Below are 12,638 nucleotides of genomic sequence, written 5' to 3'. Positions count from 1 at the left end.
CCCCACCACCATGGAGCCGTTCAAGACGCACACCGGCATCGGAGTGCCCCTGCGCAGGTCCAACGTGGACACTGACCAGATCATCCCGGCCGTCTACCTGAAGCGGGTCAGCCGCACCGGTTTCGAGGACGGCCTGTTCGCCGCCTGGCGGAGCGACGAGTCGTTCATCCTGAACCAGGAGCCGTTCAAGGCCGGCAGCGTGCTGGTGGCCGGACCGGACTTCGGCACCGGGTCCTCGCGCGAACACGCTGTCTGGGCATTGATGAACTACGGCTTCCGGGTCGTCATCTCCTCCCGGTTCGCCGACATCTTCCGGGGCAACTCCGGCAAGCAGGGTCTGGTGGCCGCCCAGTGCGAGCAGTCGGACGTCGAGCAGCTGTGGAAGATCCTGGAGAACGACCCCGGCACGGAGGTCACGGTCGACCTCGAGGCGAAGACCGTGCGGGCCAAGGACTTCCAGACGACCTTCTCGATCGACGACTACACCCGCTGGCGGCTGCTGGAGGGGCTCGATGACATCGCTCTCACCCTGCGACACGCCGAGGAGATCGACCGGTTCGAGGCCGGCCGTCCCAGCTGGCAGCCGGTGACCACCCCGGTGGCCGCCGAATAACACGAATTCCCTGCTCAGCAAGGGATTCGCACCCGGCCACCGGCCGGGCACACCACGCCGAACGGCGCGCGGAAGGGCCCGCGAGGGTCGCTCAGGAGGCGGAAACCACGCCCCGCCTGCAGAAAAATTCCGCGCGCCGTTTGGAATTTTGGGCGAGTTGGTAATACCGTGTGCGTGAAGTCGGCCGATGTGGCCGTGTGACACGTAGTTCTTCATGGAGGACTGGAATGGCCAACAAGGCCCAGCTGATCGAGGCGCTCTCCGAGCGTCTGGGCGACAAGAAGGTTGCTTCCCAGGCGGTCGACAACCTGGTGGACATCATCATTCGCACCGTGCAGAAGGGCGAGAAGGTCAACATCACCGGTTTCGGGGTGTTCGAGAAGCGCGCCCGCGCGGCCCGCACCGCTCGCAACCCGCGCACCGGTGAGACGGTCAAGGTGAAGAAGACCAACGTCCCGGCCTTCCGCGCCGGCACGACCTTCAAGGACGTCATCAGCGGTGCCAAGAAGCTGCCGAAGGCCACGGCGGCGAAGCGCACGACGACGACTTCGACCCGCAGCGCTGCCGCCTCGACCCGCAGCACCGGCACCACGACCCGTGCCGCCTCCTCGCGGTCCACCACCGCGAAGGCGACGACCACGCGTCCCACCGCGACCCGCAGCACCAGCACGCGCACCCGCGCCGCGGCCACCACCAAGGCCGCGCCGAAGGCCACGGCTTCGAAGACCACGGCGGCGAAGTCCACCGCGGCGAAGAAGACGACCGCCACCAAGGCGGCCCCGAAGGCCACCGCCGCGAAGACCACCGCGGCGAAGAAGGCGACCACGACCCGGAAGAAGAAGTAAGAGCCGTAGCGATTGCTTCTCGGCAGGGCCCCCGCGCAGTTTCTTCCGCGGGGGCCCTGCCGCGTTCAGCCCCCGGCGCGCGCACGCGGTCTTTGAACCAAAGCGGAGCTGGGTGGTCATCCCGTCGCCTGACACCGGAACGATCACCTTGAGCCAGGGCCGCAACCCAGGCACCCGCCGACGGCCGACCATGCCAACCTTGCGGCCCTGGCTCAAGGTGATATGCACAAACCGGAAGGCGACGGGATGACCACCCAGCTCCCACCCTGCCAAGGTGACGTGCCTGCATTCCCCGTCATCCCGGAGCCTGCCCGTCCGGCGAGGACATCTCTTGATCTTTAAACCGGCGCCTTCGGCAGGCGAAGAGCCCGCCCTACGGGCGGGTTCAAAAGAGCGCCTCACGGCGCCTGACGGTCACCTTGGGCGACCTCCCCCGCCCCCGCTCCTTGATTGTGTATCGGTCGCCGAGCAGCGGCGTCAAGGCGGGAAGGAGTACCTTGACCCCGCTGATCGGCGACCAAAAGCAGGCTGGGGATCGGGGGCGGGGGAGGGCTGGCGCGTAGTCGGTCTTCTTGCGTCGCCGGCCGGCGGTTGGTGAGGCGGGTGCGGCCCGGGCTGTGATCGCCCACCGCCGGTGCCGGCCGGCGGTTGTGCACTGGCGGGAGAAACGTTGTCGCGACCGTAGTCCCTGAAGAACCACCGTCTCAGCCGGACTGCTACACCCGGCTCGTGACGGGCTTGGGGAGCGCCGTCGGCAGGTAGTCGGCCGCCACGAGCTGTGGCCCGCCGTTCCCGGGCGCCGCCCGGAACGACAGCACCCACACCGAGCCCTTCTTGCTCGGCACGTTCTCGCCCTCGTCGACCGGCAGCCGGACTCCATCGCGGACCGCCAAGCGCTCCACGAGGTCCGGGATCACCCCGCCCTGGCTGCACACCACGGGCGTCCCACCCGCAGACACCAGCGCCAGGAACCGGGCCAGCCCCGCCGCCCGGTCGTCCCAGTAACCCTCCTCGGCCATCAGGTCCTCGTGCTCCACCGGGACCCCGAGGTCGTCCGCCAGGCCGCGCACCGTCTGCTCGCACCGCAAGCGGGGCGCCGCCAGCACCCGGTCCGGTCCCCACAGTGGCAACAACACCCGCAGCGCCGCCGCCTGCCGAAGGCCACTCGGGGACAGTGGGCGCAGGTCGTCGTCGCCGCGCCACTCGTCCCGTTTTCCGGCCTTCGCGTGCCGCACGAGGAGAACCGTCGTCAACCCGGCGGGCAGTGCCTCGAATTCCTCGAGCACCGACCGGTCGCTGTCGTACGTCAGCAGCCCGGCCGCCTCCGCCGGCGCCAGCCAGCGCAGCTCGTCGACCTCCTCGTTGGGCTCGAACGCCCCCGAGACGGCCGCCGCGCTGTAGTAGTCGACGGTCTTGGGCCCGGCCGCCACCGGGTACCGCACGGTCTTCAGGTGCCGCCCCAGACGGGCCCGGAACCCGGTCTCCTCCGCGATCTCCCGCACCGCCGCCGCCGGGAGGGTCTCCCCGTCGTCGAGCTTCCCCTTCGGCAGCGACCAGTCGTCGTAGCGGGGCCGGTGCGCCACCGCGACCTCGACGCCGCCCGGACCGGTGCGCCACAGCACCGCACCCGCGGCGCGGACACGAACAGAACTCACCCGTTGGCCCCGTGCTTCTTCAACAACTCGTTCTGGTGGTCGCGGACCTGCGAGGTGTCCGCGGGCGAGGGCTGCCACTCGCCGTTCTCGGTCAGCACCCAGCAGCGCGTCGCCGGGTCCAGCGCCGAATCGAGGATGTCGTCCAGCTGCCTGGTCAGCCGCGTGTCCTTGACCTGCACCATCGCCTCGATCCGGCGGTCGAGGTTGCGGTGCATCATGTCCGCGCTGCCGATCCAGTAGGTGCGCCCGGCGAGGAAATGGAAGATGCGGGAATGCTCCAGGAACCGCCCGAGAATGGACCGGACGGAAATGTTCTCGGACAGTCCGGGCACCCCGGGTTTCAGGGCGCAAATACCCCGCACCACGATCTCCACCGGAACGCCTTCCTGCGAGGCCCGGTAGAGCGCGTCGATGATTTGCTCGTCGACCAGCGAGTTGCACTTGAGGCGAATACCCGCCTCCGCGCCGGCGTGCTTGTGCTCGATCTCCTCGTCGACGAGCCGCAGGATTCCGCGCCGGATCCCGGCCGGTGAGGTGAGGATGTTGCGGTAGGTGTCCTGCCGCGAGTAGCCGGTCAGCACGTTGAACAGGTCGGTGATGTCCGCGCCGATGTCCGGGTCCGCGGTCAGCAGGCCGACGTCCTCGTACAGCCGCGCCGTCTTCGGGTTGTAGTTGCCGGTGCCGATGTGGCAGTAGCGGCGGATCGTCGAACCCTCCTGGCGCACCACCATCGCGACCTTGCAGTGGGTCTTCAGCCCGACCAGACCGTAGACCACGTGCACCCCGGCCCGCTCCAGCGTGCGGGCCCAGGTGATGTTGGCCTCCTCGTCGAAGCGGGCCTTGATCTCCACCAGCGCCACGACCTGCTTGCCGGCCTCGGCGGCGTCGATGAGCGCGTTGACGATGGGGGAGTCACCGGACGTGCGGTACAGGGTCTGCTTGATGGCCAGCACCTTGTCGTCCCGGGCGGCCTGCTCGATGAACCGCTGCACGCTCGTGGAGAACGAGTCGTACGGGTGGTGCACGAGCACGTCGCCCTCGCGCAGGGTGGCGAAGACGCTCTTGGGCGTCTCGTGCTCACCGAACGCCGGGTGCGTGGCCGGGACGAAAGGGCGGTCCTTCAGTTCCTTGCGGTCCAAACTGGAAAGCTGGGTCAGGCAGGTCAGGTCCAGCAGGCCGGGCACCTCGACCACGTCGTGCGGATCGACCTCCAGTTCGCGCAGCAGCAGGTCGAGCACGTGCTCGCTCATGTCGCTGGCGACCTCGAGCCGCACCGGCGGGCCGAACCGGCGCTGCGCCAGCTCCCGCTCCAGCGCCTGCAGCAGGTCCTCGTCGCGGTCCTCGTCCACGTCCACGTCGGCGTTGCGGGTCACCCGGAAAACGTGGTGCTCGGTGACCTCCATGCCGGTGAACAGCTCACCGAGGTGCGCGGCGATCAGTTCCTCCAGCGGCAGGAACGTCGCGACGCGGCTCTCCCGCTGCTGCTCGACGCGGATCAGGCGCGGCACGTTGTTCGGCACCTTGACCCGGGCGAACCGCTCGGTGCCCAGATCCGGGTCCCGCACCGTGACGGCGAGGTTCAGCGACAGCCCGGAGATGTAGGGGAACGGGTGCGCCGGGTCGACCGCCAGCGGCGTCAGCACCGGGAAGATCTGCTCAGTGAAGTAGTCCGACAGGCGAGCCTGGTCGTCCGGCTCCAGATCCGCCCAGCACACGATCTGGATGTCGTGCTTGGCCAGCTCCGGGCGGACGTGCTCCTCGAACGCGGCGGTGTGCCGCTCGACCAGGTCCTGGTTGCGCTTGGCGATGTAGGCCAGCTGCTCGCGCGGGGTGAGGCCGTCGGCGCTGCGCACCGGCAGCCCGGTCTCGTCGCGGCGCTTCAGCCCGGCCACCCGGACCATGTAGAACTCGTCCAGATTGGACGCGAAGATCGCGAGGAACTTGGCCCGCTCCAGCAGCGGCTGGGAGGCGTCCTCGGCCAGCGCGAGCACCCGGGCGTTGAAGTCCTGCCACGACAGCTCGCGGTTGAAGTACCGGTCGTCGGGCAGGGACGCCGGCGGCAGGTCCGACGACGGTGTCACCGCCGGGGGCGCGGACGGGATGGCGCGGAATCTCGTGGGCGCGGCGGTCTCGCCGGACGCCGGAGGGGTCGTTGCCGGGGGGTTGGTCTCGTCGCTGCTCACTCTGGCATTGTTCCTTACTTCGGGCCTGCCTGCCGATACTCCGAGTGAGAGATTCAGCAGTTCACCCGTGCTCCGCACGACCACCCGGAGCAGTTCGCCCAGCGGCCGGGTGAAGTTCACGCCACCTCCTGTGCGCAGAGCAGCGCCCGGGTCCGTTCGCCGACCCCCAGCAGGCAGGCCTCCGCGAGGTCCGCCGGGGTGTCCACGTCCCGCCGCAGCGACGGCACGTCCAGCTCCAGCGGCACCGCGCCGGACTCGGCGTGCGCCGCGGCCGAACCGGGACCGAACCGCGGATCCAGCGGCCCGCCCGGCGCGGACAGCAGCAGGGTCGTGCCGGTGCCGTCGGCGTCCGCGGTGAACGCCCGCCGTCCGGCCGCCTCGGTGAGCGCGGCCGCCAGCTCCGCGGGACGCAAAGCGGGCAGATCGGCTTGAATCGCCCCGAGCACGCCGTGCCGGTCCCGCTCGCGCAGCAGCGCCTCGCCCTGCCGCAGCGCGGCGTTGAGGTCGGGCTCGCCGCGCTCGCCGACGATCTCCACGCCGGGGCGGCGCAGGCCAACCACCGCGGCCGGATCGGCGGCGACCACCAGCACGCGCCGCACGCCCGCCGCGGTCGCCGCGGCCAGGGTGTCCCAGGCCAGGGCCAGCACGAGCGCCGGGTGGTCGCGCTCGTCCACGGCCCCGCGCAGGCGGGACTTGCCCGCGCGCGGCGGCTTCAGCGGGACGATCAGGCCGGAGATTTCGACGGGTACGGGCACACCCCCATCTTTCCGCAATCGTGCACCTAGGATCAGCTCGCAGCAGCACACACCACAGCAGGAGGAGTCTTGGCCGGTCGTGAGAAGGGCGGGTTCTGGGTCGGAGCCGCCGCGGTGCTGTTCTACCCGGTGAGCTGGATCGGCAGGCGGGTCTACACCGGTGCGGAGCGGATCCCGCGGGAGGGCCCGGCGCTGGTGGTCATGAACCACGTCTCGCACATGGACCCCGCCGTCGACGCGGTGTTCATCCACCGCCAGAAGCGCGTTCCGCGGTTCCTGGCCAAGGACAGCCTCGCCCGGACGCCGATCTTCGGCAAGATCCTGGTCGGCGCGGGCAGCATCCCGGTCTACCGCGGATCGGCGCAGGCCGGCGACAGCCTCCGCGCCGCGCACCAGGCGCTGCAGGAGGGCAAGGTCGTCGTCATCTACCCCGAGGGCACCATCACCAAGGACCCGCAGGGCTGGCCGAAGCGGTCCCACACCGGGGTGGCGCGGCTGGCGCTGGACAACGACGTCCCGGTGATCCCGGTGGCGCGCTGGGGCACCCAGCAGATCCTGGACTTCTACCACAAGAAGGTGCGGCTGATCCCGCGCACGACCGTGACGCACAAGGTGGGCGAACCGGTCGATCTGTCCGCCTACCGCGGCAAGCCGCAGACCGGGCCGCTGCTGCGGGAGGTGACGGAACTGCTCATGGAGCGCGTCACCGAGCTGCTGGCCGAGGTCCGCGGCGAACAGCCGCCCGCCCGCAAGCCCGAGGCGGCGGACTGACGATGGTGCAGCGCATCACCGTGCTCGGCGCGGGTTCGTGGGGCACCGCGTTCGCCAAGGTGCTCGCCGACGCCGGACGGGACGTGACGATGTGGGCCCGGCGGGCCGAGGTGGCCGCGGAGATCCGCGAGAAGCACGGCAACAGCGGCTACCTCCCGGACATCGAGCTGCCCGCGAACCTGACGGCCACGCACGATCCGGCCGAGGCGCTGGCCGGCGCGGAGGCGGTCGTGCTGGCCGTGCCGAGCCAGAGCCTGCGCGCGAACTTGTCCGGCTGGCGGGAACTCCTGCCGCGCGGCGCGATCCTGGTCAGCCTCGCCAAGGGCGTCGAACTCGGCACGCTCAAGCGGATGAGCGAGGTGATCGCCGAGATCAGCGGCGTGTCCGGGAACGAGATCGTGGTGGTGTCCGGGCCGAACCTGGCGCGCGAGATCGCGCAGGGCCAGCCGGCCGCGGCGGTGCTCGCGTGCGCCGACCACGACCGGGCCGTCGCGATCCAGCAGGCCAGCTTCAACTCCTACTTCCGGCCCTACACCAACACCGACGTGGTGGGCTGCGAGGTCGGTGGCGCGGCGAAGAACGTCATCGCGCTCAGCTGCGGCATGGCGGTCGGCATGGGTCTGGGCGCCAACACCACGGCCACGCTGATCACGCGCGGGCTGGCGGAGATGGCGCGGCTGGGCACGAAGCTGGGCGCCGATCCGCTGACCTTCGCCGGGCTCGCGGGGGTCGGCGACCTCGTGGCGACGTGTTCGTCCCCGCTGTCGCGCAACCGCACGTTCGGCGAGCGGCTGGGGCGGGGCGAGACGCTGGAGCAGGCGCAGGCGGCGGCCGGTGGTCAGGTCGCCGAGGGTGTGATGTCGTGCACGTCGATCCGGGAGCTGGCCCGCAAGCACGGCGTGGACATGCCGATCACGGACGCGATGCACCGCGTGTGCCACGAGGGCGCCGACCCCCGGCAGGTGGGCGCCGAACTGCTCGGGCGCCGTCAGAAGCACGAGTGGTCCTAGTAGGTGGAACGGAGTTGACGCCCGCCCGGCCCGCTGGTTGGGTGGGCGCCATGACGACGCGTGGCCTTCTGACCCGGCGGGTGCTCCGCCGCGGCGCCGCGCTGTGTCCTTGTTGTTGTCGCTGACCCAGCCCAGCCTGCCGACAACCACCCTTTTTTCGCACGAGGACACCTGTTTTCATGTTCGCTGTTCCGGACAACACCATCGCCCTGACCGAGAAGCCCGTCCTGCGCCACCCGGTGCGGGTCGCGCTCGAGTTCGCCGCCGACCGCGACCGCTGGCGGCACCTGTTGCGCTACGACCCGGACGAGCGGTTCTCCGCGCTCGTCGAGGTGCGGGAGGACGAGGAGATCTGGCTGATGGGCTGGCTGCCCGGTCAGCACACCGACCTGCACGACCACGGGCATTCGACGGGCGCGTTCACCGTCGTCAGCGGTCGTCTCACCGAAACCGTCGCGCGGCGCGGGGTGACCGAGGTGCACCCGTTGTCGGCGGGGCAGTCGCGGGTCTTCGGGCCCGGGTACGTGCACCAGGTGCGCAACGACGGCCCGGACCCGGCGATCAGCGTGCACGTCTACCGCAGCGGCGGCCGGGTCATGCGCTCGTACCACCTGGACCCGGTGACCGGCCCCGTCCGCGACTGACGAGCTGTCCACAAGCGAGGGTGTCGAGAGGCCGCAGCACCGGCCCGCGCCACAGACACTCCCGTTTGTACTCCGGGTCGAGGTGAAGAACTCGTCGCCGGCGAGCGTGGTCAGCGCACCCCGACGCTACCGGCGAGCACGCACGTGCGGCGGAACCGGCGCGTCCACGTAGGAGGCCGGGACCGGCTCGCCGAAGGTGGTCTGGACCGGCACCACCCCGGCCCAGATCTCGTCGCTGTCCATGTCCTCCGGCTCGTCGACCGGCTCGCCCGCGCGGATCTTCACGGACGCCTCCGCCAGGTCCAGCGCCAGCACCGAAACCGACGCCAGTTCCTTCGCGTTCACCGCCCGCGCGTGGTCCCACGAGCCCGGGGTCAGGTGCTCGGTCACCACGTGCAGCCCGTGCATCTTCTCCTCTCCCGTCACCAGCCGCGCGGTTCCGTGCACCACCGCGCTGCGGTAGTTCATCGAGTGGTTGTTGAGCGAGCGGGCGTACACCAGACCGTCGACCAGCGTCACCGTCACGCACACATCGATGCCCTGCGCCGCCGCACGCAGGTTCCCCGAGCCGGTCGAGCCGTGGAAGTACAGGGTGTCGCCGTCGCGGCCGTACCCGGTGGGCAGCACGACGGGGGAGCCGTTCAGCACGAGACCGAGGTGGCAGATCAGGCCCTCGTCGAGCACCTCGTACAGGCGTTCGCGATCGGTGGCCGCGCGGTTCTTCTTGCGGGTCAGGGTGCTGCGCGGGGTCGGCGAGAGTGTGGTCATGCCTTCAGCATGCGGCGTATAGTGGACTTCCAGTAGATCCACTTTCAAAGCAAAACGGAAGGCCACTTCGAGTGTCCCAGCCCGCGACCGCGCTGCCCGTCACCCTCGACCGCGAGGCCGAGACCCCGCTCGCCGTGCAGCTCGCCGACGCCCTGCGCGAGGCGGCCGCGACCGGGCACCTGCGCGGCGGCGACCGGCTGCCGTCCACCCGGGCGCTGGCCGCGCGGCTGGGCGTGAGCCGCACGGTGACCTCGGCCGCCTACGAGCAGCTGCACGCCGAAGGGTGGATCACCGGGCGGCACGGCTCGGGCACCTACGTCACCACTTCACCACCGAGCGACCGGCCCGTCCACCGGGTCGTCCCGGGCGAGGTCGCCGAACCGGACGAGCTGCTCGACCTCACCCCGGGCACACCGTGGGCGGCGGGGATCGACCGCGCCGCGTGGCGCCGGGCCTGGCGCGCCGCCGCCGACACCGCGCCGCTGACCCGCGCGCACCGGGCCGGTCTGCCGGAGTACCGGGCGGCGATCGCCGAGCACCTGCTGCGCCACCGCGGGCTGGCGGTCGGCACCGACTCCGTGCTGGCGACCGGCGGCACCACCGCCGCGGTGTTCGAGCTGGCCGGGGCCGTGTTCCGGGCCGGGGACACGGTCGCCGTCGAGGAGCCCGGCTACCAGCGCGCGGTGGAGGCGTTCCTGAGCGCGGGCCTGAAGGTCGTCGGGGTTCCGGTGGACGGCGAGGGCCTGCGCACCGACGCGATCCCGCCCGGCGTGCGCGGCGTCTACTGCTCGCCGGCGCACCAGTACCCGATGGGGTCGCGGCTCAACGCGGCCCGCCGGGTCGAGCTGGTCGAGCGGGCCCGCGCCGAGAACATGCTCATCATCGAGGACGACTACGACGGTGAGCTGCGGTTCGACGTCGCCCCGCTGCCGCTGCTGGCCGCGCTCGCGCCGGACGTCGTGGTGCACCTGGGCACGACCAGCAAGATCCTCACCCCCACGCTCGGCGCGGGCTGGATGGTCGCGCCGGGCGCGGTGACGTCGTCGGTGCTGGGGCACCGCGACCGCACCGGGACGCGTCCGTCGCCGGCCGGCCAACGCGTGCTGATCGAGCTGGCGCGGCACGGTGACCTGGGCCGTCACCTTCGGAAACTGCGGCGGGAGTTGTCCGAGCGGCGGGTGATGCTGGTGTCCGCCCTGCGGGAGGCCGGGGTCCCGGTGCTGGGCGACGACGCGGGCGCGCACCTGGTGGTGCCGTTCGCCTCCGCCGAGGCCGAACGGGAGTGCCTGGCGGCGGGACGGGTGCGCGGGATCCGCCTTGATGGTTTGGCCCGGCACTTCGCGGGAACGCCCACGGCGTACGGCGTGGCGATCGGCTACGCCGGTTGTTCGCGGGAGGCGCTGGGTGGCGCGTTGGACACGCTGGTGGGCTTACTGCGCTGATCGGATCGGGGCAAGAGCCCGGTAGGGTGACGGCTCATGAGGAAGACGCGGGTGGCCGTGGTGTTCGGCGGCCGGAGCACCGAGCACACGATCTCGTGCCTGTCGGCAGGCAGCGTGCTGGCGCATCTGGACCGCGACCGCTTCGAGGTCGTGCCGATCGGGATCACCCGCGAGGGCGGCTGGGTGCTGGGCACCGCCGACCCGAAGAGCCTCACGATCTCCGGCCGGCAGCTGCCCTCGGTCGACGGCGGCCAGTCGCTGGTCCTCGCCGGTGACCCGACGCTGCGCGAGCTGGTCGTGACCGAGCCCGGCGCCGAGGCGCTCGGCGGTGTCGACGTCGTCTTCCCCGTGCTGCACGGCGCCTTCGGTGAGGACGGCACGCTGCAGGGGCTGCTGGAACTGGCCGGGATCCCGTACGTCGGGCCGGGCGTGCTGGCCAGCGCGGTGGCGATGGACAAGGCCTACGCGAAGAAGCTGCTCGCCGCGGAGGGGCTGCCGGTCGGCCGCTACGTCGAGCTGCGCCGCGGACAGTCCACACTGGACGAGGCGGACCGGGAACGGCTGGGGCTGCCGGTGTTCGTCAAGCCGTCGCGAGCCGGGTCGTCGATCGGGATCAGCAAGGTGACCGACTGGGCCGACCTGGACGCGGCGATCGCACTGGCGCGCGAAACCGACCCGAAGGTGCTGGTCGAGGCGGCGGTGCCGGGGCGCGAGGTCGAGTGCGGCGTGCTGGAGTTCCCGGACGGCCGGGTGGAGGCGTCACTGCCGGCCGAGGTGCGCGTGCTTTCCGACGACGAGTCCGCCTGGTACGACTTCGAGACGAAGTACATCGGCGAGGACGCGGAGCTGGACATCCCGGCCAAGCTGGACGATTCGGTGACCGAGAAGCTGCGTGCGCAGGCGGTGAAGGCGTTCCAGGCGCTCGACTGCCAGGGCCTGGCGCGCGTGGACTTCTTCGTGGGCGCCAACGGCGACCTAACGGTCAACGAGGTCAACACGATGCCCGGCTTCACGGCGACTTCGGCGTACCCGAAGATGTGGCAGGTCACGGGCGTGGACTACCGGACCCTGCTGACGACCCTGATCGACACGGCGCTCGCCCGGGGCACCGGGCTGCGCTGACCCCCACCGGTCGCACGTTCTCGGCAACGTGTGCGACCGTGAGAGGCTCAAAACCGTAGCGGTACCGGCGGCAGCGTCGCCGCCACGGTGTCCGAGATCTGTTGCAGCGGCCCGGTCCCCGCGGAGTCCGGCACCGTCAGCGCCACGTACACCGCCCGGTCCACCACGTACCACGTCGACGAGCCCGGGCCCTCCACCGGCAGCCACTGCACCCCGCTGACCACCCGCAACTGGCTCGTCGGCGTCAGTTCCGGCGGCTTGCCCAGCCCGCAGCGCAGCACGATCGAGTCCGGCGAGCCCCACGCGATCGTCGCCTCGGGGGCGGGCTCCGCGATCGTCCGGCGGGGCAGCGCGGTGCCCTTCGAGTCCAGCTGCGCAGGCATAGCCGGGATCAGCCGCGCGCACTCGGCCGAACCGGCCTGCGGCGCGTCCACCGGCACCAGCGCCAGCGGACCCGCCTCGTCGCCGGAGCCGCGCATCACCAGCCCGATGACCGCGACCCCGGCCGCCAGCACGACCACCAGCACGGCCGCGGCCACCAGCAGTGCCCGCGGCGGCGCCCCGGTCTCGGTGTCCGGCATCGCTTACAGGTGCACCACGGGGCAGGTCAGCGTGCGCGTGATGCCCTCGACACCCTGAACCTTCGCGACCACGAGCTGCCCGAGCTGGTCGACGTTGTCGGCCTCGGCCCGCACGATCACGTCGTAGGGGCCGGTCACATCCTCGGAACTGGTGACACCGGGGATCCCGGCGATCTCCGCCGCGACCGCGGCGGCCTTGCCGACTTCGGTCTGGATGAGGATGTATGCGTGGACCACGGCGCGCCCCTT

Annotated in this window: 13 protein-coding genes; 7 read left to right on the top strand and 6 right to left on the bottom strand. The window is 71.2% G+C overall.

What is annotated here, in order from left to right; genetic code table 11:
• The first annotated feature begins 10 nt into the window (after positions 1 to 10).
• Together leuD and IE290_RS27210 are read left to right on the top strand one after the other, a co-directional pair.
• Positions 11 to 613, top strand: a complete 603-nt coding sequence (gene leuD, locus IE290_RS27215; protein WP_191247557.1) for a 3-isopropylmalate dehydratase small subunit — start codon at positions 11 to 13, stop codon at positions 611 to 613.
• A 227-nt stretch (positions 614 to 840) separates the two neighbouring features.
• Positions 841 to 1,458: an HU family DNA-binding protein gene (locus IE290_RS27210; RefSeq protein WP_191247556.1), complete on the top strand. Its 618-nt coding sequence runs from the start codon at positions 841 to 843 to the stop codon at positions 1,456 to 1,458.
• Positions 1,459 to 2,174: 716 nt separating this feature from the next.
• Here IE290_RS27210 and IE290_RS27205 read toward each other — a convergent pair.
• The 3 genes from IE290_RS27205 to cofC all read right to left on the bottom strand — a co-directional run bounded on the left by IE290_RS27205 (position 2,175) and on the right by cofC (position 6,051).
• Complete coding sequence (locus tag IE290_RS27205) at positions 2,175 to 3,113, bottom strand: NUDIX hydrolase (protein ID WP_191247555.1); 939 nt, start codon at positions 3,111 to 3,113, stop codon at positions 2,175 to 2,177.
• The gene (locus IE290_RS27200) at positions 3,110 to 5,296 is read right to left on the bottom strand and encodes an RNA degradosome polyphosphate kinase (protein WP_191247554.1); all 2,187 of its coding nucleotides are present in this window, start codon (positions 5,294 to 5,296) and stop codon (positions 3,110 to 3,112) included. The genes IE290_RS27205 and IE290_RS27200 overlap by 4 nt, the downstream gene beginning before the upstream one ends.
• Positions 5,297 to 5,412: 116 nt before the next feature.
• Positions 5,413 to 6,051 carry a 2-phospho-L-lactate guanylyltransferase gene (gene cofC, locus IE290_RS27195; protein WP_191247553.1) on the bottom strand — a complete coding sequence of 213 codons (639 nt, stop codon included), beginning with the start codon at positions 6,049 to 6,051 and terminating at the stop codon, positions 5,413 to 5,415.
• Between the two features lie 69 nt (positions 6,052 to 6,120).
• Between cofC and IE290_RS27190 the strand changes: the two genes are divergently transcribed.
• The 3 genes from IE290_RS27190 (at position 6,121) to IE290_RS27180 (ending at position 8,476) form a co-directional block, all read left to right on the top strand.
• On the top strand, positions 6,121 to 6,822 hold the full coding sequence (locus IE290_RS27190) for a lysophospholipid acyltransferase family protein (protein ID WP_191247552.1): 702 nt from the start codon (positions 6,121 to 6,123) through the stop codon (positions 6,820 to 6,822).
• 2 nt (positions 6,823 to 6,824) lie between these two features.
• Positions 6,825 to 7,832, top strand: coding sequence for an NAD(P)H-dependent glycerol-3-phosphate dehydrogenase (locus IE290_RS27185; protein ID WP_191247551.1), 1,008 nt, complete (start codon positions 6,825 to 6,827; stop codon positions 7,830 to 7,832).
• Positions 7,833 to 8,011: 179 nt separating this feature from the next.
• A complete protein-coding gene (locus tag IE290_RS27180; protein ID WP_191247550.1) occupies positions 8,012 to 8,476 on the top strand; it encodes a cysteine dioxygenase in 465 nt (154 codons plus the stop codon).
• Between the two features lie 126 nt (positions 8,477 to 8,602).
• On the opposite strand, the gene IE290_RS27175 is transcribed toward IE290_RS27180, so the two are convergent.
• Positions 8,603 to 9,244, bottom strand: coding sequence for a pyridoxamine 5'-phosphate oxidase family protein (locus tag IE290_RS27175; RefSeq protein WP_191247549.1), 642 nt, complete (start codon positions 9,242 to 9,244; stop codon positions 8,603 to 8,605).
• A gap of 71 nt (positions 9,245 to 9,315) precedes the next feature.
• Here IE290_RS27175 and pdxR point away from each other — a divergent pair, with 71 nt between their 5' ends.
• Both pdxR and IE290_RS27165 read left to right on the top strand, forming a co-directional pair.
• Positions 9,316 to 10,686, top strand: a complete 1,371-nt coding sequence (gene pdxR, locus IE290_RS27170; RefSeq protein ID WP_191247548.1) for a MocR-like pyridoxine biosynthesis transcription factor PdxR — start codon at positions 9,316 to 9,318, stop codon at positions 10,684 to 10,686.
• A gap of 36 nt (positions 10,687 to 10,722) precedes the next feature.
• On the top strand, positions 10,723 to 11,808 hold the full coding sequence (locus tag IE290_RS27165; protein WP_191247547.1) for a D-alanine--D-alanine ligase family protein: 1,086 nt from the start codon (positions 10,723 to 10,725) through the stop codon (positions 11,806 to 11,808).
• A gap of 47 nt (positions 11,809 to 11,855) precedes the next feature.
• Here the strand turns inward: IE290_RS27165 and IE290_RS27160 are convergent, their stop codons facing one another.
• Together IE290_RS27160 and IE290_RS27155 are read right to left on the bottom strand one after the other, a co-directional pair.
• Complete coding sequence (locus tag IE290_RS27160; RefSeq protein WP_191247546.1) at positions 11,856 to 12,389, bottom strand: DUF3515 domain-containing protein; 534 nt, start codon at positions 12,387 to 12,389, stop codon at positions 11,856 to 11,858.
• A gap of 3 nt (positions 12,390 to 12,392) precedes the next feature.
• A complete protein-coding gene (locus tag IE290_RS27155) occupies positions 12,393 to 12,626 on the bottom strand; it encodes an Lrp/AsnC ligand binding domain-containing protein (RefSeq protein WP_017987495.1) in 234 nt (77 codons plus the stop codon).
• Positions 12,627 to 12,638 lie beyond the last annotated feature (12 nt).

The sequence above is a fragment of the Amycolatopsis deserti genome (assembly GCF_014653945.1).
Lineage (GTDB): Bacteria > Actinomycetota > Actinomycetes > Mycobacteriales > Pseudonocardiaceae > Amycolatopsis_E > Amycolatopsis_E deserti.
Note: the sequence above shows the minus strand (reverse complement) of the source record. Positions and strands in the feature narration are given on the sequence as shown.

Coding starts and splice junctions, on each gene's coding strand:
- leuD (WP_191247557.1), top strand. CDS start 11: ATGGAGCCGTTCAAGACGCACACCGGCATCGGAGTGCCCCTGCGCAGG.
- IE290_RS27210 (WP_191247556.1), top strand. CDS start 841: ATGGCCAACAAGGCCCAGCTGATCGAGGCGCTCTCCGAGCGTCTGGGC.
- IE290_RS27185 (WP_191247551.1), top strand. CDS start 6,825: ATGGTGCAGCGCATCACCGTGCTCGGCGCGGGTTCGTGGGGCACCGCG.
- IE290_RS27180 (WP_191247550.1), top strand. CDS start 8,012: ATGTTCGCTGTTCCGGACAACACCATCGCCCTGACCGAGAAGCCCGTC.
- IE290_RS27175 (WP_191247549.1), bottom strand. CDS start 9,244: ATGACCACACTCTCGCCGACCCCGCGCAGCACCCTGACCCGCAAGAAG.
- IE290_RS27165 (WP_191247547.1), top strand. CDS start 10,723: ATGAGGAAGACGCGGGTGGCCGTGGTGTTCGGCGGCCGGAGCACCGAG.
- IE290_RS27160 (WP_191247546.1), bottom strand. CDS start 12,389: ATGCCGGACACCGAGACCGGGGCGCCGCCGCGGGCACTGCTGGTGGCC.